This window comes from uncultured Flavonifractor sp., assembly GCF_944385615.1.
Lineage (GTDB): Bacteria > Bacillota > Clostridia > Oscillospirales > Oscillospiraceae > Flavonifractor.
Genome location: NZ_CALWXV010000001.1, coordinates 60,704 through 81,257, shown reverse-complemented (window position 1 = coordinate 81,257; position 20,554 = coordinate 60,704). Strand labels below are relative to the sequence as shown.

Genomic DNA, 20,554 nt, shown 5'->3' with positions numbered 1-20,554 from the left:
GGATGGGGAGCCCGTCGTTCTCTTCGGAAGCCCACTCTAGCCCAGCAAAAAATCCAGCGGCACCTCAAACTGCTGGTTGCAGTGGGGGCAGGTCAGCTGGTAGTGGGGTATCTCCGACATATTGATCCGCTGGTACATATCCTGCAAATAGGCCAGGTCCATGGTGAACAGGTTCTCAATCACCCGGGTGTTGACGGCGCTGAGGGTGCCCAGCTTGGTGACCACACGGGAGAGCAGAATGATGGTCAGATAGCCGGAATTCTGCTGGACCCGGGGGTCCCGGAGGGGCAGGATCTCGTCCGCCGCCGTGGCCAGGCGCATGATCCCGTGCTTATGGACCTCGCCGCTGGCGTCCACATAGCCCTTGGGCAATTCAAATTCAAATTCGGTCTGCATGGCGTCCTCCTAGGTGAGATTCCCCACAGCCCACAGGCGGAATGCCTGTGGGCTGTAGAGACCGTCATATAAATCAGATATCGGACGGAGCGCCGGCCACGGAGCCGGGGATGTGCTCCAGGCCCTCGTGGCACAGCTCCAGAGACTGGATTGCCACTTCCCCGCCCAGGCCGTTCAGGTCGGGCACGGTGTAGCCCACAGGCCAGGCATTGATGAGCTGCCAGGAGGGGCCGGGGTTTCCGGCGTCGTCAATGAGGGTGATGGTCACGTTGTGACGGACCATACCGGTGGGAGGCGCGGTGTTGGTGGGGGCCACGGAGTTGAGCCACTCCAGGAAGTCGGAGTCGTCGGACACGCCCCAGCGCAGGGTCACGTTGCCGAACTTGGTCAGGCCCGCCAGCTTCCGGGGAGTGTTGCGCAGGTCGTCGCCTTCGCGGTACTCCACGGCGTCGGTGGAGGCGCTCATGCCGGAGACTTCAGAGAAGCCCGCCCGGCTGATTCCATCGATCTCCACCTGATATCGAAATACTCTGTAGGGATAATTGATGGCCATTCTTATCTTCGTCCTTTCTGTATCAATCTAGGTGGAGGGCGGATCACTCAGAAGCGGTCTTCTGGGTGATGCGGAAGATCACGAACTCAGCGGGCTTCACCGGGGCGATGCCGATCTGGCAGATCAGCCGGCCGTTGTCAATGTCGTCCTGGGTCATGGTGGTGGGGCCGCACTCCACAAAGAAGGCCTCGGAGGGGCTGGAGCCCGCCAGGGCGCCGTCCCGCCAGCAGGTGGCCAGGAAGGCCTCGATGGTGCGGGTGACCCGGCTCCACAGGGCGGCGGAGTTGGGCTCAAAGACCACCCAGTTGGTGTTGGCCTTGATGGATTCCTCCACATAGATGAACAGGCGGCGGACGTTCAGGTACTTCCACAGGCCGTTGGAGCTGATGGTGCGGGCGCCCCACACGCGGATGCCCCGGCCGGTAAAGGCCCGGATCAGGTTGACGCCCATGGGGTTGAGGATATCCTGCTCGCCCTCGTTGTAGGCGCAGGACAGGCCGGTGCAGCCCCGGATAACCTCGTTGGCGGGGGCCTTGTGGACGCCCCGCTCGATGTCGGTGCGGGCGTAAATGCCGGCCATGGCGCCGGAGGGCGGGAAGTAGGCCGAGCGCTTGGCGCCGGCGTCGTACATCTCCAGCCAGGGATGATACATGGCGGCATAGGTGGAATCGTACATATCCCGGAAGTTGGCCACGTCGTTGGTCTTCTTCAGCTCCATGGGCACGTCCAGGATGGCAAAGCAGCTCTTCTTGGACTCACAGAAACCGATAAGAGCGGCCTGGACCTCAGGGGCGGTGATGCCGGGGATGGCCATGATGGAGACGTTGCCGTTCTCCTGGAAAGCCTGCAGGCCGGTACGCTTGCCGGGGCCGTCGTCCTGGCCCAGGAAGGCGTCGGGGGTGACGGTGAGCACGGAGCCGTTGCTGCCGCCCTGGAGGGTGAGCACCAAGTCGGCGCCGTTGCCGCCGCACAGGGCGAAGGGCACGATGGAGGCCTTGGGCGCAGCGGGAGCGGGGATCTCCTTGCCGTCCTTGTCCTTCTCCTTGGCGGGAGCGGGGGCGGGGGCCTTGACCTCCAGCACCTCCACGCCGATCAGGTCGGACTTGGCGGTCTTGGCCACGATGTTGTTCAGCGCCTCGGGCTTGAGGGAGAGATTCTCAAAGACCTCCACATTGTCGCCCAGGCGGACGGTGATGGTGATCTCACAGGTCTTGATGTACTTGGCGGTGCCCACCTTGGTGTCGGCCACGTCCAGGGTGCAGGGGGCGTCCAGGGTAATCACCTTGTCCAGCACGCTCTTGATGGTGGCGTGGGCGGTGGTGCGGCCGTCAAAAAGCTCCACCACGTCGCCGGGGTTGAAGCCGTCGGCGTTCTTCAGGGTCAGGTCGGCCCCGCTGACCGACAGCACCTGGGTCTTGGCCTTGGAGGCGGGAGAGAGGACCACCCGCATATCCTCCGCCCAGGCGCCGGGGTTTGCGGCGGTGATCTTCAGCACGCCGCTGGTAAAGCTGGCGGCCTTGGCGTCGCCGGGTACCGCGCGCATGATGTAGGCCCGGGCGCCGCCGTTGGCGAAGAACTGCTCCACCGCATAGGGCAGGAAGCGGTTATTGCCATAGGCCGCCTCGCTGAGGTAGCCGCCGTACATCCGCTTGTAGTCGGCAAAGCTGGTGACCAGCTGAGGCTGCCCAATGACCGGGCCCCGCTCCGCCAGGCCCACAAAGCCGGCGGTGCTGGTGCTCACACCCTGCATGGGCGTGGCACCGGAATCATACTCCTCCACGTAAACGCCAGGGGATAAATACTCTGCCATGTTTTTGCTTCACGCCGCATGTTGGCTGGGGGCCGGACGTGAAGCGCCCCTCCTTTCTATGATCAAAATATCGTTCGCTGTATGGTATCCTCCAAAAGCACGGCGGGACTGCGCTTGGATTCAATCGGTTAAGGGGGTCCCTTGGGCCCCGGCCGCCAGCCGCTCCCACCAGGTGGAGAGGACGGCGGCGTTATATTCCAGCGCGGCGGCAATGCGCGTCTGGGCCTCAAAGCGTTCGGTGAGGCGGGCGCTGGTGCGGAAGATGAAGTGCTCCTCCTGAAGAAAGAAGCTGCCCTCCACCACCTGACTGTTGAGCCGGGAACACAGCTCCAGGGCTTTCTCCGGCGCGGTCACCGGCGTGGGGTGGATACTGTAGATCAGCACCAGCGTCTCCTGGCAGTCGCATACCGTCTGCCAGGCACAGCCCCGGCTGGAAAAGCGGAAGCGAAAGCGGTTCCCTTCCCGGAGAAACTCCGCGCCGCTACGCTCCAGCAGCGCCGCCAGCTCCTCCGCCCCGTCCGGCGGTCTGTCAAAGTCCTGAACCATGGTACCCACCTCCTGGGAAGGTCAGCCCGGACGGCTGAAGGGCCCTTCCCGTCACGCCTCCGGCTGTCAGAGCTTGGGGCGGCTGAGTCAGCTGGGGAGTGATCTCCGGTACGGGAACAGGAGCCGTCTCCGGCTCCGGTCCGGGCGGGACAAATTGGGTCAGCGCCACAGGCCCGGCCTGGGCCTCCAGCAGCGCCGCCATGTTCTGGTTGCCGATCCATCCGGCCAGCTCCTCCAGCCGGGCGGGGGGCATATCCAGCAGGGACGCCCCTTCCAGAGCGGCCCGCGCCACATAACCGGCCGAACTGATCCGCTCCCGTTCAGGAGTCCGGCTGGTCCGGTCCTCCGTCTGTCTGGTCTGTTCTGTCTGGCGGGCCCTTTCCTGGCTCTGCTGCTCCATTTCCTTCTCCTTCTCCCTGGTCGGGCGGCGGCTCCTCCGCCCCGGTAGCCTCCCGCAGCGCCTGGTCCAGCTCCGCGGAAAAGTTCGGTTGGGAAAATGCCTCCAGGGCCTCGTTGGCCCGGTCGGAGAGGAACCGGAGCTTATTGGTAAATTCCAGTTTCATCTGGGCTTTCTTGTCGATGAGGGCCTCCATCCGGGCGATGGCGCTCTGGAGGGCCTTTTTCTCCCGAACATCCTGTGTCCCCTTCAGCTGGGTGCGGTACTGCTCCAACAGCTCCCGCTCCCGGCTATCGTCCAGAAAGGGATACATGGTCCGCAGGGTGTCCCCACCGGCCTGGCCCATCTCGCTTTTTCCTTCCGCCAGGCTCTGCATGTCCTCCACCGTCCGGCGGGCGTCCCGCAGGGTATCCACCACCAGGCCCACCGCGCTGTCGGTAAAGCCCCGGTTGAAAACCACCTTGTCCGGACTGTGGCCGGGTACGTTGCGGATGGGGGAGCCCTTTTCAAAGAGCTTATTCTGCTGCCACCGGGTGGGCTGGGACTGTCCGACGGTCTTTTTCAGGCAGGAGAAGAGCATCATCTTCCCCGTTCCCTGGAGTACCGCCCCGGAGAGGGTACCTCTCTGGAAAGCTGTCTCAGAAAACCGGCGGAGCATGTCCTGGTCCTGGGGGTTGGAGCGCTCATAAAAGGAGCGGGCGGAGGTGGGGTCCGGCAGATCGCCGGTCTGGACCGGCTGCTGCTGGTTCTCGCCCTCCCCCTGGGCTTTTTCCCCCAGCTGGGCCGCATGGCGGCGGCCCATGGCGTCAAAGGTCTGTTGAAAATTCTCGGTCACATGGTAAAGCGGGTCCCGGTGCTGAAACTGCTCCGTTCCCGCCGCCCATGCCATCTGGCGGCGGAGGGTCTGCTCCATGGGACCCCGGGCCTGGGGCGCGTCCGTCTTTCGTTTTATCTGAAGACGATTCATCGCATCCCCCCTCCCGTTACCAAACGCATACTCCGGACCACATGCCGGAACTCCACCGGGCGAATGATCAGATCCGTACAGTGGATGCGCACACCCTGGACCGCAAATTGCTGGGTATCATCCACCAGGACGATCCGGCAGTTGTGGTCCCGTTCCCGCAGCATCCGGGCCTGTAAAAAGCCGGTGGTGCCGCCAAAGCCCACAAAGACCACGTCAAACCGCTCTCTCCAGTTTGCGAACACATCCACGGAGAGGAAACACTGAATGTCCGCAGAGATCTGATAAAGCTTGCAGTACTGCTCGATCCAGCCTTGCATCTGTTCCGCGGCTGCCGGACTGTTTTCACATACAGCAATTCTCATCTATCTGTCCTCAAACTGCGCCCTCCACTTCTGACCTACTTGTATTCTATGGATTTCCCTGGACCATTTCAATGAAAGCGACCTAAACACCCGTTATGGGGTGCAAAACGTCTCCCCCGACACCAGCCCGCCCCAAAGAAAAACCTGGTCCACCGGCCAGCCACCGGATTTCCAAGCAGCAGCAGGATACCTGCCCACAGGACCAGCATATCCCACACGCCGTCACACAAAAAATGGTACCGGTATTGGACCAGACGGACCAAAAAGCCGTGGAACAGGTAAATGGACAGGCTGTTCTGGCCCAGAACGGTCAGGATGGGGATCTTCCGGTCCAGGCGTTTCCCCACAACGATAAACAGCAGGAAGATCACACTGGCCGCACAGCACATACTCAGACCACGCATCTGTCAGGAGCCCCCTGTATCCGCATAGCTCAGGGCCCCATACAGCAGCTTTTCCGGCACATCCCATCGAATCAGCCCATATTCCAGCACAATGCAGCCCAGTACAACCAGTTCGGTGAGCAAATATTTCAGGGGCCTGTCCAAACTCTCCCAGCGTTGTATCAGGCGCTTTGCGTCTTTGAAATAATACCCCAGCAAAAACCACGGCTGAAACACCAAAATGCGGGAGGCACTCCACTGGTATCCGATGCTCTTATCACACCCCACCGCCAGCGCCAGCACAACTGCCGCGGCAATCATGGCCAGCCGGCCCATGGGGGAGGTTATGTCGTAAAGGGGGATCAGAAGGGTATAGACCGCCAGCACAAACAAATACCACAAAATCCAGTAGGGCCGGGAGAACTGCATGGCCTCCTCGGGCGCATACAGCCCTTGGGCAAACCGGATATACAGGGTTTGCAGCACCAGATAGGGCAAACACATCCCAAAGATCACCTTAATCCGGTCTCATCTGGCAAATATTCCGCTGAGAAATAAAAAGGCGGGCATGTGAAAGGAATAGATCAGGTAATAGAGTTCCCGCTTATAAGGTATATCCGGTGTGATTTCCAGCAGATGCCCCAGCACCACCAGGGCCATGAGGAAAAAGCGCAGATTGTCATACCGGTATTCTCTCGGTTTCATGCCCACTGTATCTCCTTTTTCCCTGTGTCTCAGGATTTGGCCCGGTACAGGCGGCAGGGGCGGCCGCCTGTATCATAGTTAATGGTGCTGAACGCCTCTCCCCGTTCCACCAGATAGTTGGCATAGCGGCGGACCGTGACCACCGACAGGCCGGTCTGCCGGGAGATGGCCTCGCTGGGCAGCCCCTCCGGCGGGGCTGCGTGAAGGCACCCCCGGATCCGTTCCAGCGTGCTCTCCTGCAAGCCCTTGGGGGCGGCATGGTCGCCCAGCTCCGGGGGAGCAAACAGCTTGTCCAGCTCTCCCTGGGTCACCGCCTCCCCCGCCACCGCCTCCTTGTGGCGGCAGAAGGTATCCAGGGCCTGCTGGAAGCGTTCATAGGTAAAGGGCTTGACCAGATAGTCCACCACCCCCATTTTCAGCAGATGGTCTACCGTGGCGGTGTCGGTGGCGGCGGTGACCATAATGGCGTCCACCGGAACGGCCCGGGTCCGCAGAGCCTGAAGTAGCTCTACTCCGGTAAACAGGGGCATATACACATCCAGCACCACCAGGTCCGCCGGATTCTGGCTCAGCCACTCCAGGGCCGATCTTCCGTCCTGAAAGGTTTGAACCACCCGAAATCGGGCATCCTTTTCGGTAAAGGTGCGGTCCAGCAGGGAGACCATAGGGTCATCCTCCACGATCACAACACGATACACTTCAATCTCTCCTTCCGTAGCCCGCCTCGTCCTGGCTGTCCTCCCGGCAAAAGCTGAGAAAGAACGACGTACCCACCCCGCTCTCCGACTCCACCCGGATCTCTCCGTGGTAGGCGTCCACCACCTCCTGGACCAGGGAAAGGCCGGTGCCCCGGCCCCGGCCCTTGGTGGAGATCCCCCGCTGGAACAGGGTGGGCTGAAGGGCGGCGGGAATGCCGGGCCCGGTGTCCTCCACACACAAAAGCAGGCTGTCCTCGCTCTCCCGGATGCTCACCGAGATCTCCTTGGCGGCACAGCGGGACTGGTTGAGTACTTCAATGGCATTTTCAATCAAATTGCCCAAAATAGTCACATAGGCGTCGGGCGGTAGCCAGGGGCTCTCCTCACTGAGGGCGCTCTCCCGGTCCAGCCGCAGGCGGATGCCCAGCTCATTGGCCCGGCTGGTCTTGCCCACCAGCAGCGCCGCCACCGAAGGCTGGCGGATCTGGCCCATGATGCGGCTCACCGCCTCCCGTTGGGTCTGGGTGGTATCCATGATATACTGCTGGGCCTTTTCCGGCTCCCCGATCTGGAGCAGCCCCAAAATCACATGGAGCTTATTCATAAACTCATGGGTATAGGCCCGCATGGCCTCCACCATGTGGCGCACGCCGGTGAGATCGTCCGCCATCCGGGTCAGCTCGGTCCGGTTGCGAAAAATGCTTACCACTCCGGCCAGCTTGCCGTTCTCATGGATGGGCAGGCGGTCGGCCAGTACCTTGATATTTTTCAGGGAATTCATGCTCACATTGTACTCCGGCTGACCGGTTTCCAAGATCCGATCCATAGTGGAGCGGGGATAGACCTGATGGAGGGGCTGGCCCAGGGCGGTCTGCCGGTCCATGGACAGCATCTCCGCCGCCGCCTTGTTGAGAAAAATTACATTGGCCTCCCCGTCAATGGCCAGAACACCCTCCTCCAGGGCGTCCAGAATATCCTCCCGCTGGTGAAAGCGGCGGGCAAAAGCGTCCGGCTCATAGCCCATCAGAGAGCGCTTGATGCTGCGGGACAGGCGCATGGCCAGCAGGGAGCCCAGCACCGCCGCCACCGCTCCCACGATGAGCAGGCGCAGCGCCGTGCTCACCGTTACCCGGGCCAGGCTGCGGAAGTAGACCCCTACGATCACAAAGCCGATGACATTCCCCTCCTCGTCCCGCACCGGGGCATAGGCGGAGTGGTCGGAGCCAAGAGGGCCGGTCTCATTGGAGGTATAAGGGGCGTTTCCGGCCAGGGCCCCCGCCTGGGCCGTCCCAGAATAGGTGGAGCCGATGAGGGTCCGGTCCGGCACATAGAGCAGGGTGGAGCTGGTGTCCCCCACCAGGATCAGGTCAATGTCCGAGGTCCCCGCCGTGGTCTGGTCCAGATAGTCGGCCAGCTCGTCGATAGAGTGTCCGCCCAGCAGCGTCTCTTGCAGCAGGGGCACCTGGGACAGAATGGACGCGGAGTTGAGCAGGTTGTTGTCCAGGGCGGCCCGCTCGCTGCGCAAGGAAAAATAGAGGGTACCCACCAGGGACAGGGCGATGGATACGATCACGATCACAAGGTTCATGTGCATCAGCTGGGTGCGAATGGAGGATGTGGCCTGTTTGGACATGGTTTTTCCCTCCTTTTTCTCCAGTATAAAAAAATCCAGAGAGCCTGTCAAACAAAAGGCCTCGTAAGCTGCGGCCGGCAGACTCCTTCCATTTTTGCACTTTCCTTTTAGTAAGTGCTTAAAACAGGCTGTAACCATTTATTTTCGATACTTTTTTTAGTTTCGAAAGGGTTTACCAAATGAGCCGGTCCGTAGTATGATAGGCCCCGCGAAAACGAGGTGATGTGTTTGGATGCATTCAAGGAAACCTTGATAGAGGAGTTGGGGACCCGCACCGCATTTACCATTCCGCTGTTTGGCGGGATTCCGGTGGCGGAGTCCGTGGTGGTGTCGTGGATCGTCATGGCGGTGCTCATCGTGGCGGCGCTGCTGCTCACCCGTAATCTGAGCGTACGCAGCCCCGGCAAGGTACAGACGGCCCTGGAAAGCGCCGTGCAGTTCCTCAACGGCTTTGTCAAGACCAACATCGGCAGTCATTGGCGGCCCTTTGCGCCCTGGCTGGGCACCGTGGCCCTGTATATCGGGTTTGCCAACATCATCGGCATCTTTGGTCTGACCCCGCCCACAAAGGACATCAGCGTGACCACGGCGCTGGCTTTGATGAGTATGCTGCTCATCTACGGGGCCCAGTTCCGGTACAATGGATTGGCCGGCGGGCTGAAAAAGTTTGCCGAACCCATGCCGCTGCTGCTGCCCATCAACCTGATGGAGGTCATCATCCGCCCCCTGGCGCTGTGTATGCGTCTGTTCGGCAATGTGCTGGGCGCCTTCATCATTATGGAGATGCTCAAGTTCATCGTTCCGGCCATCCTGCCGGCGGTGTTCAGCATCTACTTCGATCTGTTTGACGGATTGATCCAAACCGTCGTCTTTGTGTTCCTGACCACCCTGTTTACCGGTGAGGGCATCAAAGAGGAAGAGTAACACACAGTTCAAATCGACTTACAGGAGGAAATCATTATGTCACTGGCTATCATTGCAGCAGGTATTGCAGTCTTCACCGGCATCGGCGCCGGTATCGGTATCGGCTTTGCCACCGGCAAGGCCAGCGAGGCCATCGCCCGTCAGCCCGAGGCTTCCGGCAAGATCAACAGCGCGCTGCTGCTGGGCTGCGCCCTGGCAGAAGGTACCGCCATCTTCGGCTTCATCACCGCTCTGCTCATCATCTTTGTCGGTTAAAGGGGGCGCCCCCAATGCTGGAGTTCCATCTTTCCACCATTCTCTTTACCATCCTCAATCTGCTGGTGCTCTTCTTCATCCTGAAGAAGCTGCTGTTTGGCCGGGTCAATGCCGTGCTGGAGCAGCGGGCCGCCCTGGTAAAGAGTGAAATTGCCTCTGCCGAGGCCACCAATCAGCAGGCCCAGGAGCTGAAAGCCCAGTATGAGGACAAGCTGACCGACGCCCGGCACGAGGCGGCCAAAATCGTGGCCGACGCCCAGAACCGGGCCCAGCGGGTCTACGAGGGCAAGATGGCTGAGGCCGAGACCGACGCCAAGCGGCTGCGCGGCGAGGCAGAGCGTCAGATCGCCGACCAGCGGGAGGCCATGCTGCGCAGCGCCCGAAACGAGGTGGCCTCTTTGGCCCTTCTGGCCGCTGAGAAGGTGGCCCAGCGCTCCATGAACCAAGCTGACGACAAAGCTTTGGTAGATGCGTTTCTGTCGGAAGTGGGTGAGCAGGCATGAGCGAGTTGGCCCACCGTTACGCCGAAGCCCTCTATTCACTCTCATCCGATGAGGAGACCCTGAACGCCACCGCGCAGGCCATGATGGGAGATACCGCTCTGTGGGAGGCCCTTTGCTCTCCCGCCGTCCAGGCATGGGAGAAGGAGCGGGTCCTGGCCCGGCTGTCCATTTTGGACGGCCACAATCTGCTGTTTCATTTTTACCGCCTGCTGGCGGAAAAGGGACGCATGGTTCTGCTGCCCGATATTTTGGAGGCCTTTCATGACAAGGCCCTGGCCCAACGCGGCGCGGCCCGCTGCCGCCTGACCTGTGTCCGGTCGCCGGAGAAGGCCGAGCTGGACAAGCTCCGCCAGGCTCTGTGCCGGCTGCACCACAAACAGGATGTGGCCTTTGATATCCGCACCGATCCCTCCTTGCTGGGCGGTTTCACCCTGGAGATTGAGGGCGTGACCTATGACAAGAGCGTCCGCGGGGCGCTGGCCGGCCTGACCCGGCAACTGGAAGAGAGGCGAATGGCATGAAAACCAAACCCGAAGAGATCGTCTCCATCCTGCGGGAGGAGATTCAAGCGTATGATACCCGCGTCCGGCGGGACGAGACCGGCACCGTTCTGGAGGTAGGCGACGGCATTGCCACCGTCTACGGCCTGGACAAGGCGGTCTATGGCGAGCTGGTGGAGCTGGACACCGGCGTCAAGGGCATGGTCATGAACCTGGCCCGGGACAGCGTGGGCGTGGTGCTGCTGGGCAGCGACGCCGGCGTGAAGGAAGGCACCGTGGTCCGCCGTACCGGTCGGGCCGCCGACGTGCCGGTGGGAGACGGCCTGGTGGGCCGGGTCGTGGATGTGCTGGGCCAGCCTCTGGACGGGCTGGGCCCCATTCAGGCCACCGAGACCCGCCCCATCGAGCATGAGGCCAGCGGCGTGGTCAGCCGTGAGCCGGTCAACGTCCCCCTTCAGACCGGTATCCTGGCCATCGACGCCATGGTGCCCATCGGCCGGGGTCAGCGGGAGCTCATCATCGGCGACCGCCAGACCGGCAAGACCGCCATCGCGGTGGATACCATTCTGAACCAGAAGGGCCAGGACGTGATCTGTATCTATGTGGCCATCGGCCAGAAGGCCTCCACCGTGGCCCGCGTCCAGGACACCCTGAAAAAGCACGGCGCCATGGACTACTCCATCATTGTGTCCTCCACCGCCAGCGAGTCCGCCCCGTTACAGTACATCGCCCCCTACTCCGGCGCCGCCATGGGCGAGTATTTCATGAGCAAGGGCAAGGATGTGCTTATCGTCTACGACGACCTGTCCAAGCACGCGGTGGCCTACCGCACCCTCTCTCTGCTGCTCAAGCGCTCCCCCGGCCGTGAGGCTTACCCCGGCGACGTGTTCTATCTCCACTCCCGCCTGTTGGAGCGTGCCTGCCGCCTGACCAAGGAATATGGCGGCGGCTCCATGACCGCCCTGCCCATCATTGAGACCCAGGCCGGCGACGTATCGGCCTACATCCCCACCAACGTCATCTCCATCACCGACGGCCAGATCTATCTGGAAAACGATCTGTTCTTCGCCGGACAGCGGCCCGCCGTCAACGTGGGCCTGTCGGTGTCCCGTGTGGGCGGCTCCGCCCAGACCCGGGCCATCAAGAAGACCGCCGGTACCCTGCGCATTGACCTGGCCCGGTTCCGTGAGCTGGAGGTGTTCACTCAGTTTGCCTCCGACCTGGACCCCGCCACCCAGCAGGCTCTGGACCATGGCCGCCGTCTGCTGGAGCTGCTCAAGCAGCCTTTGTACCATCCCATGCCGATGAGCCGTCAGGCCATCATCCTCTACGCCGCCACCAACGGTCTGGTGGACGACGTGCCTCTGGATAAGGTGCGCTCCTTCGTCCTGGATTTTGCCCAGGAGATGGAGAACGAGCACGCCGACGTGGTAAACGAGATCGAATCCACCGGAAACCTGAGCGGGCCTGCCATTGAGACCATCCGCTCGGTGCTGGACAACGCCAAGAAGCGGGTGAGCGCCACATGGCAAGCATAAAGGAGATCCGGACCCACATCAAAAGCGTGGAGCAGACTCTGAAGATCACCAACGCCATGTATCTTATCTCCTCCTCCAACCTGCGGAAGGCCCGCAAGCAGCTCACCGATGTGGAGCCCTACTTTCAGAAGATCGAAACCACCATCTCAGACATTCTCCACCACTCTCCGGAGATCAACCATGTGTTTTTTGACAAGCGGCCCGGTATCCCTCGCTCAGAACGGAAGGTGGGGTATATCGTCATCACCGGTGACAAGGGCTTGGCCGGTTCCTATAACCACAATATTTTGAAGCTGGCCGAGCAGCGGATCAACGCCGGCGCCCATACCAGCCTCTTTGTGGTGGGTCAGGTGGGCCGCTCCTACTTTCAGGAACACGGTGTGCCTATTGATATGGAATTTCTCTACACCGCTCAGGACCCCAATATGGGCCGGGCCCGGGATATGGCGGAGCTGATGCTGGACCTCTATCTGGAGAAGCAGCTGGACGAGGTCTACATCATCTTCACCAAAATGGTCAACTCCTTCCAGATGGAGCCCACCATCCACAAGCTGCTTCCTCTGGACCCGGACGTCTTTCCCGAATACGAGGAGAACCGGGACACCTATAACCGGGATGTGACCTATGTGCCCTCGGTAAAGGCGGTCATGGACCGTCTGGCCCCCGGCTATGTGAAGGGCGATATCTTCGGCGCGCTGGTGGAGTCCTACTGCTCCGAGCAGAACGCCCGCATGACCGCCATGAAGTCTTCCAGCGACAACGCCCGGGCCATGCTGCAAACCCTGAATCTGTCCTATAACCGGGCCCGTCAGGCCGCCATCACCCAAGAGATCACCGAGGTGGTGGGAGGCGCCCAGGCTGCACTTTAACATGTGCCATTTGAACGTAAGTGTATGAACACCCGAAAGGGGATTGCAAGATGAACGAAAACAAAGGAACCATTGTACAGGTCATGGGACCTGTGATAGACGTGGCCTTCCCTGACGGGACCCTGCCCGAAATCAAGGAGGCCCTTGAGGTATCGCTGGACGGAAAGCGCCAGGTCATGGAGGTGGCCCAGCATGTGGGAGGCGACACGGTGCGCTGCATCATGCTCTCCCCCAGCGAGGGCCTGGGCCGGGGCATGGCGGTGACCGCCACCGGCGCTCCCATCTCCATCCCCGTGGGTGAAGGCGTGCTGGGGCGGATGTTCAACGTCCTGGGCGACGCCATCGACGAAAAAGGCCCGGTGAAGGCCACCGAGAAGTGGTCCATCCACCGTCAGCCTCCCGCCTTTGAGAACCAGCGCCCGGTGGTGGATATCTTTGAGACCGGCATCAAGGTCATTGACCTGCTGGCCCCCTATGCCAAGGGCGGCAAAATCGGCCTGTTCGGCGGCGCCGGTGTGGGCAAGACGGTGCTTATCCAGGAGCTGATCCACAACATCGCCACCGAGCACGGCGGCTACTCCATCTTCACCGGCGTGGGCGAGCGTACCCGTGAGGGCAACGACCTGTGGCGAGAGATGACCGAGTCCGGCGTTATTGAAAAGACCGCTCTGGTCTTCGGTCAGATGAACGAGCCCCCCGGAGCCCGTATGCGGGTGGCCCTCACCGGTCTGACCATGGCGGAGTATTTCCGGGATCAGGAGAAGCAGAACGTGCTGCTCTTCATCGACAACATCTTCCGGTATGTCCAGGCCGGCTCCGAGGTGTCCGCCCTCATGGGCCGGATGCCCTCTGCCGTGGGCTATCAGCCCACCCTGGCCAATGAGATGGGCGCTCTTCAGGAGCGCATCACCTCCACCAAGGACGGCTCCATCACCTCTGTGCAGGCGGTCTACGTCCCCGCAGACGACCTGACCGACCCCGCCCCCGCCACCACCTTTGCCCACCTGGACGCCACCACCGTTCTCTCCCGTAAGATCGTGGAGCAGGGCATCTACCCCGCTGTGGACCCCCTGGAGTCCACCTCCCGTATCCTGGAGCCCGATGTGGTGGGCGAGCGGCACTACAAGATCGCCCGTGGCACTCAGGAGCTGCTCCAGCGCTACCGGGAATTACAGGATATCATCGCCATTCTGGGCATGGAGGAGCTGAGCGAGGAGGACCGCCGCACCGTAGAGCGGGCCCGCCGTATCCAGCAGTTCTTCTCCCAGCCCTTCTCGGTGGCCGAGCAGTTCACCGGTCTGGAGGGCCGCTACGTGAAATTGGAGGATACCCTCCGCTCCTTCGAGACCATTCTGGGCGGCGAGCTGGACAAGTACCCCGAGGCTGCCTTCAGCAATGTGGGCAACGTGGACGAGGTCATCGCAAAGGCCAAAAAGATGGGGGCGGTGTAAATGGCCGAGACCGGCACCTTTTATCTGGAGATCATCACCCCGGAGCGCCAGTTCTACATTGGCCCCGCTGAGGCGCTGGTCCTCCCCGCTGTGGACGGCCAGATGGGCATTTACCCCGGCCATGAGCCGGTGGTCACCGCCATTGAGCCCGGCGAGCTGCGCTACAAGGCCGAGGGCAAGTGGGAGCCCGCCGCCGTGGGGGCCGGGTTTGCCGAGATCAAGCCGGACTATGTGATTTTGCTGGTGGGCTTTGCCGAGCACCCTGAGGAGATCGACCAGAAGCGGGCCGAGGCCGCCAGAAAGCGGGCTGAGGAGCGCCTGCGCCAGAAGCAGAGCGTCCATGAGTACTACCACTCCAAGGCCGCTCTGGCCCGGGCTATGGCCCGTTTGAAGACCCGGCGCTGACTGCTTAAACGGTAAAAACCAGGGGTACGCTGCCATAGTTGGCAGCGTACCCCTGGTTCTATTTTATTCCCCTTGCCCGGCAAACCCGTCAATCTGCTCCTCCAGTTCCTGGATGCGAGCCGTCAGTCCTTCGATTTGGGATGCTGTCCGCAGGTACCGCTCGCCCTGCCGCCCCTCCTGCTCCTCCAGCTCGGTCAGGCTGTCCCACAGGTTGTCCAGCTGCACCTGCAAGGTGCTCTCCTGCCGCTCCAATACCCGCAGCATCTCGCTGACGTCCTCGTCCTCCTCGTCCAGCACGGAAAATCCGGTGGACGCTTCCAGCAGCGTGGTCTCGTCGTCCTCATCCAAAGGAAAGCTGTTGTCCAACAACCCCGTCCTCTCCTCCCCATGTTTTTTCACATTGTACGCCATGGGAGCCTCCCCTGTCAACGCGGCCCTCTTTACAATCTTTCGCCTCTCGGCTATCATAGAACCGAACTAGAAAAACAGGAAGGAACGAACCGTTCATGGAAAAGACTGACGCCAAGTATCAGGCCTATCTACAGATTCTGCGGGAGGAGCTGGTGCCCGCCATGGGCTGCACCGAGCCCATCGCCCTGGCCTACGGCGCGGCGGTGGCCCGCCGCAAGCTGGGCTGTCTCCCCGATACCGTCTCCGTCCAGGTCAGCGGAAACCTGGTTAAAAACGTCAAAAGCGTCATTGTGCCCAACACCGGCGGACTGAAGGGCATCCCCGCCGCCGTCACCGCCGGTCTGGTGGCCGGCGACCCCGACCGGGTGCTGGAGGTGATCTCGGTGGTCACCGAGGAGCAGAAAACGGAGATGGCCCACTTTCTCTCCACCCACCCCATCCAGGTCCACCTGGCCGACACCACCTTGACCTTTGACTACACCGTTACCCTCACCGGCGGCGGCCACACCGTCACCCTGCGTATCGTCAACTACCACACCAATATCGTACTGTTGGAAAAGGACGGCGTACGGGAGATCGACCTGCCGGTGGAGGGGGAGCAGGAGACCGCCCTCACCGACCGCTCGGTCCTCAGCATCAAGGATATCGTGGACTTTGCCGACAGTGTGGATGTGGACGAGCTGCGCCCCATGCTGGACCCCCAGATCCAGTACAATATGGCCATTGCGGAGGAGGGCCTGCTCCACACCTACGGCTCCAATGTGGGCAAGGTGCTGATGAGCACCGAGGCCTCTCTGGAGCGTCGGGCCCGGGCCAAGGCGGCCGCCGGGTCCGACGCACGGATGAACGGCTGCGAGATGCCGGTAGTCATCGTCTCCGGCAGCGGCAACCAGGGCATCACCGCCTCGGTGCCCGTCATCGAATATGCCCGCAGCCTGGGCATCCCGGAGGAGCGGATGTACCGGGCCCTGGCGGTGTCCGATCTGTGTACCATCCACCAGAAAACCTACATCGGCCGGTTATCCGCCTTCTGCGGGGCAGTAAGCGCCGGGGCCGGAGCCGGGGCGGGCATCTGCTATCTGCTGGGAGGCGGGTACGACCAGGTGAAACACACCATCGTCAACGCCCTGGCCTTCCACTCCGGCGTGGTGTGCGATGGGGCCAAGTCCAGCTGCGCCGCCAAGATCAGCATGGCGGTGGAGGCGGGCATCTTCGGCTATCAGATGTACCAGAACGGCCAACAGTTCCACACTGGGGACGGCATCATCAGCGACACCGTGGAGCACACCATCCAGAACGTGGGCGAGCTGGGCCGCCAGGGCATGCGGGAGACCGACCATGTGATTCTGGACCTGATGACCAGAGAGCCGTGCTAAAGCCGCTTCTCAAACATGCAAGCATGTTTCAGAAGCGATACAGCCCGCTGCATCGCACGCGCAGAGCGCGCACGTTTGCGGGCTGAGCAGTATATTCTCCGACGCACATGTCGCCAGAGAATATGATTTTTATTTGATTGCGCCTTCTGGCGCAAACTCTGCGAGGCTTTTTCCAAGAGGAAAGAGAGAGGGGTTGCTGTGTCATTTTGCAGCAGCCCCTTCTCTGTTAGTTCTTCTTTTTCTTGTCCAGCTGTTTTTCCAGCCAGGCCAGCACATCCTCATAGACCTGTTGGCGATTGGTCTCGTTGAGCATCTCGTGGCGTCCCTCGGGATAGAGCTTAACGGTGACGTCCTTCACCCCCGCCTCCCGGAACCACCGGGCCACCTTCTTGACCCCCTTGCCCGAGCTACCCACCGGGTCCTTGTCACCAGCAAAGAAATAGACCGGGGTGTCCGGGTCCAGCCGGGCCAGCGTCTTCTTTTTGGCCAACAGGGTTAAGCCGTGCATCATGTCGTGGAACATGCTGACGCTGGGCAGGAACTGGCACTGCGGATCGGCACAGTAGGCGTCTACCACCGCCGGGTCCCGGGAGATCCAGTCGGCACTGGTGCGGTTAGGCTTGAATTGCTGATTGTACGCCCCCACCGACAAGCGATCCAGCAGCTTGCTGTGGGCCCGGGGTCCCTTAGTGCGCATCAAAAGCCCGGACAAGGCCAGCCCCGCATTTACCTTGGCGGGGTCCTCCTGTCCGGTACCGGACAGAATGGCCCCGTCCACCGTCCCCGGCCAAAAGCTGAGATAGCCCCGCACCACAAAGGAACCCATGGAGTGGCCCATGATAAAATAGGGGGCCTCCGGACAGGCCTCCCCCGCCAACCGGCGGAGGGTACGGGTGTCCTTGAGCACATACTTCCACCCGTCCTTGTCCGCAAACCAGCCGTACTCCGAGGGGTCCGCCGCCGTGCGTCCGTGGCCCAGGTGGTCGTGGCCCACCACCCAGTAGCCACATTCCGCCAGAAACCGGGCAAAGCTATCATAGCGGCCGATATATTCCGAAATACCGTGGACCAGCTGTACGATTCCACGGGGCCGCTCTGTCTCTCCCTTCCACCAGGTGGCGCCTACCAGATGGACCCCATCGCTGGAGGGAAAGGTAAATTCCTGTGTCGTTACCATGGAAATCGCACTCCTTTTGTGGTACAATATTTGTTACAATTTTAGTGTATTCCATTGCCCGCCCTCCGTCAAGAGAAAGCGGCGGAATCCGGGAGAAAGGACGCTTTGTATGAACGCTGTTGAACGTTTTTTGAAGTATGTCACCTATGATACCCAGTCGGACGAGCACAGCCAGACCACCCCTTCCACGGAAAAGCAGAAGGTGCTGGGGGCCGCTCTGGCGGAGGAACTGAGCCAGCTGGGCCTCCACAACGCCCATATGGACCAGTACGGCTATGTGTACGGCTGGCTGCCCGCCACCCCCGGCTGCGAGGGCATCCCCTGTATGGGCCTGATCGCCCACATGGACACCGCGCCCAGCGCCCCCGGCGGCGGTGTGTCTCCCCGTATCGTCCACTATGAGGGGGGCGACATCGTCCTCAATGAGGAAAAAAATATTGTCATGAAGGCCGCTGAGTTTGAGAGCCTGGCCAAGTATGTGGGGCAGGATCTGATCGTCACCGACGGCACCACCCTGCTGGGGGCCGACGACAAGGCTGGTGTGGCCGAGATCATGTCCGCTGTGGAGCAGCTCATCCTCCACCCGGAGATCCCCCATGGCCGCATCGCCGTGGGCTTCACCCCTGACGAGGAGGTTGGCAGCGGCGCCGACCATTTCGACGTGGCCGGCTTCGGCGCGGCAGTAGCCTACACCGTGGATGGCGGCGAGCTGGGCGAGCTGGAATATGAGAACTTCAACGCCGCCAGCGCCGATATTACCATTCATGGCGTGAATATTCACCCCGGCTCAGCCAAGAACAAGATGAAAAACGCCCTGCTGATGGGCGTGGAGCTCATCAACATGCTCCCCCCGGCGGAGACCCCCGCCCACACCGAGGGATGCGAGGGCTTCTATCATCTGGGCGAGATGAGCGGCGACGAGACCAAGACAACCCTCTCCATCATTGTCCGGGACCATGACCGGGCTAAATTTGAGGCCCGCAAGGCCTATCTCACCCGGGTAGCCGCCTATCTCAATGACAAGTATGGGGCCGGCACTGTGGAGCTGGATCTGAAGGATTCCTACTACAACATGCGGGAGCAGATCGAGCCCCACATGTACCTCATCCACCGGGCCCGGGCCGCTATGGAGGCGGTGGGGATTGCCCCCCTGGAGGTGCCCATCCGGGGCGGCACCGACGGGGCCCGGCTGAGCTACATGGGCCTGCCCTGTCCCAATCTGTGTACCGGCGGGGTCAATTTCCACGGGGTCCACGAGTATATCCCCACCGACGCTCTGCTGAAAATGACCGATGTATTGGTCCATCTGGTAAAGGCATAACGAAAAATCCCTCCGACCCAGGCCGGAGGGATTTTTTTATCCGATCATCTGAAAAAACTGCCAAATCAGCTTGCAGCCGTAAAAAATAATGACAATGCCGCACACCACGTTGATGACCCGCAGAATCCTGTCATTGAAGCGGGCAGAGAACAGGGAGATCAACACGGTGATGCCCAGAAACCACACGAAGGAGGCGGTGGAGGAGCCCAAAATCAGCTGGGTGCTCACCGTTCCCGGATTACCCGCTCGGAAGCCGCCGAAGAGCATGGTGCCGTCAATGAGGGCCTGGGGATTGAACCAGGTGACCACGCAGGCCTTGGCCGCCACCCGTGGCAGGGAGATATTCACATCCACATTGTTGTCCATGGTGGGCTTATCCCGCAGCAGCCCCACGCCGATCCAGATCACAATGGCGCCGCCCACCAGCAGAATCACCATTTGCAGCCAGTTGAACCGCTCCATCAGGGCCCCGATGCCAAAGAAGCAGGCCAGCGCCAGGGTCACATCAAAGAAGATGACGATGAGGGCCGTCAGCAAAGCCTTGTGCCGGGGCTGGGTCAGGGCGGAATTGATGACGAACAGGTTCTGCATTCCGATGGGGGCCACATAGGCCAGGCCGATACCAAGGCCGGTCAGATAGGGCGGCATGGAAATTCCTCCTAAAAAACGCTTTTCATTTTTCAAACCTGGTAGTATTATAGTACCTATATTTATCTGGCGCAAGAGCGCAGAAAATTCGTACCAGGTAAGGAGGAACTGACCTGATGGCCGTCACCCATGAAAATTGTCCCTGTATGGAGACCTGCCCCCTGAATCACGCTTTGTCCCTCATCGGCGGGAAATGGAAGATGCAGATCCTCTGCTCCCTGTACAATAACGGACCCACCCGGTATAATCAGCTGAAAAAGACCTTGGACGGCGTTTCCAACACGGTGCTGGCCAACGCCCTGCGGGAGCTGGAGGTAGATGGACTGGTGGAGCGGCAGGAGTATCTGGAGGTGCCGGTGCGGGTAGAGTACCACATCACCGAGCCCTGCCAGCGGCTTATTCCCATTCTGGACCAACTGGGCAGCTGGAGCATCTCTCTGTAACAAAAAGCCGCGGGCACAAGGCCCGCGGCAGAAGATTGATTTGGTTATTCGCTATGGGTCATACGGAACCTGATCCGGTTCCAGAAGGTGTCCTTCTCATAGCCCTTGGAGACCCGGAACTTCCACTCGGCATCCCTGGCCTGTTTCCGGCAGACCTTTTCATCGCGGCCTACCCAGCCTCCGGGGATCAGACTCTGGCTCATCTTGATCTGCAATCCAGCAAACCCGAACATACTGAACTCCTTTCCCGATCAGCACAACGATTTGGGTTCCCTTCTGGCCT

The 20,554-nt window shown here is 61.1% G+C and carries 27 protein-coding genes; 11 read left to right on the top strand and 16 right to left on the bottom strand.

The window, feature by feature from the left end; all coding sequences use genetic code 11:
* Positions 1 to 36 precede the first annotated feature (36 nt).
* The 12 genes from Q0J75_RS00440 to Q0J75_RS00385 form a co-directional block, all read right to left on the bottom strand.
* On the bottom strand, positions 37 to 396 hold the full coding sequence (locus Q0J75_RS00440) for a phage tail assembly protein (RefSeq protein WP_297195813.1): 360 nt from the start codon (positions 394 to 396) through the stop codon (positions 37 to 39).
* 73 nt (positions 397 to 469) lie between these two features.
* Entirely contained in the window at positions 470 to 949 is a 480-nt protein-coding gene (locus tag Q0J75_RS00435) for a phage tail protein (protein ID WP_297195812.1), read from the bottom strand.
* A gap of 43 nt (positions 950 to 992) precedes the next feature.
* Positions 993 to 2,759, bottom strand: coding sequence for a phage tail sheath family protein (locus Q0J75_RS00430; RefSeq protein WP_297195811.1), 1,767 nt, complete (start codon positions 2,757 to 2,759; stop codon positions 993 to 995).
* A gap of 120 nt (positions 2,760 to 2,879) precedes the next feature.
* Positions 2,880 to 3,305 carry a hypothetical protein gene (locus Q0J75_RS00425; protein ID WP_297195810.1) on the bottom strand — a complete coding sequence of 142 codons (426 nt, stop codon included), beginning with the start codon at positions 3,303 to 3,305 and terminating at the stop codon, positions 2,880 to 2,882.
* On the bottom strand, positions 3,289 to 3,705 hold the full coding sequence (locus Q0J75_RS00420; RefSeq protein WP_297195809.1) for a hypothetical protein: 417 nt from the start codon (positions 3,703 to 3,705) through the stop codon (positions 3,289 to 3,291). The genes Q0J75_RS00425 and Q0J75_RS00420 overlap by 17 nt, the downstream gene beginning before the upstream one ends.
* A complete protein-coding gene (locus Q0J75_RS00415) occupies positions 3,626 to 4,669 on the bottom strand; it encodes a hypothetical protein (protein ID WP_297195808.1) in 1,044 nt (347 codons plus the stop codon). Before Q0J75_RS00415 ends, Q0J75_RS00420 begins: the two co-directional genes overlap by 80 nt.
* Positions 4,666 to 5,031: a hypothetical protein gene (locus Q0J75_RS00410; RefSeq protein ID WP_297195807.1), complete on the bottom strand. Its 366-nt coding sequence runs from the start codon at positions 5,029 to 5,031 to the stop codon at positions 4,666 to 4,668. Before Q0J75_RS00410 ends, Q0J75_RS00415 begins: the two co-directional genes overlap by 4 nt.
* Positions 5,032 to 5,099: 68 nt before the next feature.
* Positions 5,100 to 5,435 carry an acyltransferase family protein gene (locus Q0J75_RS00405; RefSeq protein WP_297195806.1) on the bottom strand — a complete coding sequence of 112 codons (336 nt, stop codon included), beginning with the start codon at positions 5,433 to 5,435 and terminating at the stop codon, positions 5,100 to 5,102.
* A gap of 3 nt (positions 5,436 to 5,438) precedes the next feature.
* Positions 5,439 to 5,918, bottom strand: a complete 480-nt coding sequence (locus Q0J75_RS00400) for a hypothetical protein (protein ID WP_297195805.1) — start codon at positions 5,916 to 5,918, stop codon at positions 5,439 to 5,441.
* A 24-nt stretch (positions 5,919 to 5,942) separates the two neighbouring features.
* Positions 5,943 to 6,119, bottom strand: coding sequence for an acyltransferase family protein (locus Q0J75_RS00395; protein ID WP_297195804.1), 177 nt, complete (start codon positions 6,117 to 6,119; stop codon positions 5,943 to 5,945).
* A 29-nt stretch (positions 6,120 to 6,148) separates the two neighbouring features.
* Positions 6,149 to 6,817, bottom strand: a complete 669-nt coding sequence (locus Q0J75_RS00390; protein ID WP_297195803.1) for a response regulator — start codon at positions 6,815 to 6,817, stop codon at positions 6,149 to 6,151.
* A 1-nt stretch (position 6,818) separates the two neighbouring features.
* Positions 6,819 to 8,450: an ATP-binding protein gene (locus Q0J75_RS00385; RefSeq protein ID WP_297195802.1), complete on the bottom strand. Its 1,632-nt coding sequence runs from the start codon at positions 8,448 to 8,450 to the stop codon at positions 6,819 to 6,821.
* 222 nt (positions 8,451 to 8,672) lie between these two features.
* Here Q0J75_RS00385 and Q0J75_RS00380 point away from each other — a divergent pair, with 222 nt between their 5' ends.
* The 8 genes from Q0J75_RS00380 to atpC are packed head-to-tail and all read left to right on the top strand — an operon-like array spanning position 8,673 to position 14,895.
* Entirely contained in the window at positions 8,673 to 9,374 is a 702-nt protein-coding gene (locus Q0J75_RS00380; protein ID WP_297195801.1) for a F0F1 ATP synthase subunit A, read from the top strand.
* A 36-nt stretch (positions 9,375 to 9,410) separates the two neighbouring features.
* Positions 9,411 to 9,629: an ATP synthase F0 subunit C gene (gene atpE, locus Q0J75_RS00375; protein WP_297195800.1), complete on the top strand. Its 219-nt coding sequence runs from the start codon at positions 9,411 to 9,413 to the stop codon at positions 9,627 to 9,629.
* A gap of 14 nt (positions 9,630 to 9,643) precedes the next feature.
* Entirely contained in the window at positions 9,644 to 10,132 is a 489-nt protein-coding gene (gene atpF, locus Q0J75_RS00370) for a F0F1 ATP synthase subunit B (protein ID WP_297195799.1), read from the top strand.
* Positions 10,129 to 10,653, top strand: a complete 525-nt coding sequence (atpH, locus tag Q0J75_RS00365) for an ATP synthase F1 subunit delta (RefSeq protein ID WP_297195798.1) — start codon at positions 10,129 to 10,131, stop codon at positions 10,651 to 10,653. The genes atpF and atpH overlap by 4 nt, the downstream gene beginning before the upstream one ends.
* Positions 10,650 to 12,170 carry a F0F1 ATP synthase subunit alpha gene (gene atpA / locus Q0J75_RS00360; RefSeq protein ID WP_297195797.1) on the top strand — a complete coding sequence of 507 codons (1,521 nt, stop codon included), beginning with the start codon at positions 10,650 to 10,652 and terminating at the stop codon, positions 12,168 to 12,170. The genes atpH and atpA overlap by 4 nt, the downstream gene beginning before the upstream one ends.
* Complete coding sequence (atpG, locus tag Q0J75_RS00355; RefSeq protein ID WP_297195796.1) at positions 12,158 to 13,039, top strand: ATP synthase F1 subunit gamma; 882 nt, start codon at positions 12,158 to 12,160, stop codon at positions 13,037 to 13,039. Before atpA ends, atpG begins: the two co-directional genes overlap by 13 nt.
* 50 nt (positions 13,040 to 13,089) lie before the next feature.
* Positions 13,090 to 14,490: a F0F1 ATP synthase subunit beta gene (gene atpD / locus Q0J75_RS00350; RefSeq protein ID WP_297195795.1), complete on the top strand. Its 1,401-nt coding sequence runs from the start codon at positions 13,090 to 13,092 to the stop codon at positions 14,488 to 14,490.
* A complete protein-coding gene (gene atpC / locus Q0J75_RS00345) occupies positions 14,491 to 14,895 on the top strand; it encodes an ATP synthase F1 subunit epsilon (protein ID WP_297195794.1) in 405 nt (134 codons plus the stop codon).
* 63 nt (positions 14,896 to 14,958) lie between these two features.
* On the opposite strand, the gene Q0J75_RS00340 is transcribed toward atpC, so the two are convergent.
* Positions 14,959 to 15,306, bottom strand: coding sequence for a hypothetical protein (locus Q0J75_RS00340; protein WP_297195793.1), 348 nt, complete (start codon positions 15,304 to 15,306; stop codon positions 14,959 to 14,961).
* A gap of 95 nt (positions 15,307 to 15,401) precedes the next feature.
* On the opposite strand from Q0J75_RS00340, the gene Q0J75_RS00335 reads away from it, so the two are divergent.
* On the top strand, positions 15,402 to 16,682 hold the full coding sequence (locus tag Q0J75_RS00335; protein ID WP_297195792.1) for a serine dehydratase subunit alpha family protein: 1,281 nt from the start codon (positions 15,402 to 15,404) through the stop codon (positions 16,680 to 16,682).
* A 226-nt stretch (positions 16,683 to 16,908) separates the two neighbouring features.
* On the opposite strand, the gene Q0J75_RS00330 is transcribed toward Q0J75_RS00335, so the two are convergent.
* Positions 16,909 to 17,859: an alpha/beta hydrolase gene (locus Q0J75_RS00330; RefSeq protein ID WP_297195791.1), complete on the bottom strand. Its 951-nt coding sequence runs from the start codon at positions 17,857 to 17,859 to the stop codon at positions 16,909 to 16,911.
* 109 nt (positions 17,860 to 17,968) lie between these two features.
* On the opposite strand from Q0J75_RS00330, the gene pepT reads away from it, so the two are divergent.
* Positions 17,969 to 19,180 carry a peptidase T gene (gene pepT / locus Q0J75_RS00325; RefSeq protein WP_297195790.1) on the top strand — a complete coding sequence of 404 codons (1,212 nt, stop codon included), beginning with the start codon at positions 17,969 to 17,971 and terminating at the stop codon, positions 19,178 to 19,180.
* 36 nt (positions 19,181 to 19,216) lie between these two features.
* Here pepT and Q0J75_RS00320 read toward each other — a convergent pair whose 3' ends face one another.
* Positions 19,217 to 19,828 (bottom strand): LysE/ArgO family amino acid transporter, encoded by a 612-nt coding sequence (locus tag Q0J75_RS00320; protein ID WP_297195789.1) that lies wholly within the window; start codon positions 19,826 to 19,828, stop codon positions 19,217 to 19,219.
* Between the two features lie 116 nt (positions 19,829 to 19,944).
* On the opposite strand from Q0J75_RS00320, the gene Q0J75_RS00315 reads away from it, so the two are divergent.
* Entirely contained in the window at positions 19,945 to 20,271 is a 327-nt protein-coding gene (locus tag Q0J75_RS00315; protein ID WP_297195788.1) for a winged helix-turn-helix transcriptional regulator, read from the top strand.
* A gap of 44 nt (positions 20,272 to 20,315) precedes the next feature.
* Here Q0J75_RS00315 and Q0J75_RS00310 read toward each other — a convergent pair whose 3' ends face one another.
* Positions 20,316 to 20,504, bottom strand: coding sequence for a hypothetical protein (locus Q0J75_RS00310; RefSeq protein ID WP_297195787.1), 189 nt, complete (start codon positions 20,502 to 20,504; stop codon positions 20,316 to 20,318).
* Positions 20,505 to 20,554: the final 50 nt, after the last annotated feature.

What these genes read in the sequence shown, in the direction of transcription:
- Q0J75_RS00440 (WP_297195813.1), bottom strand. Translation starts at nt 396, where the DNA reads ATGCAGACCGAATTTGAATTTGAATTGCCCAAGGGCTATGTGGACGCC.
- Q0J75_RS00435 (WP_297195812.1), bottom strand. Translation starts at nt 949, where the DNA reads ATGGCCATCAATTATCCCTACAGAGTATTTCGATATCAGGTGGAGATC.
- Q0J75_RS00430 (WP_297195811.1), bottom strand. Translation starts at nt 2,759, where the DNA reads ATGGCAGAGTATTTATCCCCTGGCGTTTACGTGGAGGAGTATGATTCC.
- Q0J75_RS00425 (WP_297195810.1), bottom strand. Translation starts at nt 3,305, where the DNA reads ATGGTTCAGGACTTTGACAGACCGCCGGACGGGGCGGAGGAGCTGGCG.
- Q0J75_RS00420 (WP_297195809.1), bottom strand. Translation starts at nt 3,705, where the DNA reads ATGGAGCAGCAGAGCCAGGAAAGGGCCCGCCAGACAGAACAGACCAGA.
- Q0J75_RS00415 (WP_297195808.1), bottom strand. Translation starts at nt 4,669, where the DNA reads ATGAATCGTCTTCAGATAAAACGAAAGACGGACGCGCCCCAGGCCCGG.
- Q0J75_RS00410 (WP_297195807.1), bottom strand. Translation starts at nt 5,031, where the DNA reads ATGAGAATTGCTGTATGTGAAAACAGTCCGGCAGCCGCGGAACAGATG.
- Q0J75_RS00405 (WP_297195806.1), bottom strand. Translation starts at nt 5,435, where the DNA reads ATGCGTGGTCTGAGTATGTGCTGTGCGGCCAGTGTGATCTTCCTGCTG.
- Q0J75_RS00400 (WP_297195805.1), bottom strand. Translation starts at nt 5,918, where the DNA reads ATGTGTTTGCCCTATCTGGTGCTGCAAACCCTGTATATCCGGTTTGCC.
- Q0J75_RS00395 (WP_297195804.1), bottom strand. Translation starts at nt 6,119, where the DNA reads ATGAAACCGAGAGAATACCGGTATGACAATCTGCGCTTTTTCCTCATG.
- Q0J75_RS00385 (WP_297195802.1), bottom strand. Translation starts at nt 8,450, where the DNA reads ATGTCCAAACAGGCCACATCCTCCATTCGCACCCAGCTGATGCACATG.
- Q0J75_RS00380 (WP_297195801.1), top strand. Translation starts at nt 8,673, where the DNA reads ATGTGTTTGGATGCATTCAAGGAAACCTTGATAGAGGAGTTGGGGACC.
- atpE (WP_297195800.1), top strand. Translation starts at nt 9,411, where the DNA reads ATGTCACTGGCTATCATTGCAGCAGGTATTGCAGTCTTCACCGGCATC.
- atpF (WP_297195799.1), top strand. Translation starts at nt 9,644, where the DNA reads ATGCTGGAGTTCCATCTTTCCACCATTCTCTTTACCATCCTCAATCTG.
- atpH (WP_297195798.1), top strand. Translation starts at nt 10,129, where the DNA reads ATGAGCGAGTTGGCCCACCGTTACGCCGAAGCCCTCTATTCACTCTCA.
- atpA (WP_297195797.1), top strand. Translation starts at nt 10,650, where the DNA reads ATGAAAACCAAACCCGAAGAGATCGTCTCCATCCTGCGGGAGGAGATT.
- atpG (WP_297195796.1), top strand. Translation starts at nt 12,158, where the DNA reads ATGGCAAGCATAAAGGAGATCCGGACCCACATCAAAAGCGTGGAGCAG.
- atpD (WP_297195795.1), top strand. Translation starts at nt 13,090, where the DNA reads ATGAACGAAAACAAAGGAACCATTGTACAGGTCATGGGACCTGTGATA.
- atpC (WP_297195794.1), top strand. Translation starts at nt 14,491, where the DNA reads ATGGCCGAGACCGGCACCTTTTATCTGGAGATCATCACCCCGGAGCGC.
- Q0J75_RS00340 (WP_297195793.1), bottom strand. Translation starts at nt 15,306, where the DNA reads ATGGCGTACAATGTGAAAAAACATGGGGAGGAGAGGACGGGGTTGTTG.
- Q0J75_RS00335 (WP_297195792.1), top strand. Translation starts at nt 15,402, where the DNA reads ATGGAAAAGACTGACGCCAAGTATCAGGCCTATCTACAGATTCTGCGG.
- Q0J75_RS00330 (WP_297195791.1), bottom strand. Translation starts at nt 17,859, where the DNA reads ATGGTAACGACACAGGAATTTACCTTTCCCTCCAGCGATGGGGTCCAT.
- pepT (WP_297195790.1), top strand. Translation starts at nt 17,969, where the DNA reads ATGAACGCTGTTGAACGTTTTTTGAAGTATGTCACCTATGATACCCAG.
- Q0J75_RS00320 (WP_297195789.1), bottom strand. Translation starts at nt 19,828, where the DNA reads ATGCCGCCCTATCTGACCGGCCTTGGTATCGGCCTGGCCTATGTGGCC.
- Q0J75_RS00315 (WP_297195788.1), top strand. Translation starts at nt 19,945, where the DNA reads ATGGCCGTCACCCATGAAAATTGTCCCTGTATGGAGACCTGCCCCCTG.
- Q0J75_RS00310 (WP_297195787.1), bottom strand. Translation starts at nt 20,504, where the DNA reads ATGTTCGGGTTTGCTGGATTGCAGATCAAGATGAGCCAGAGTCTGATC.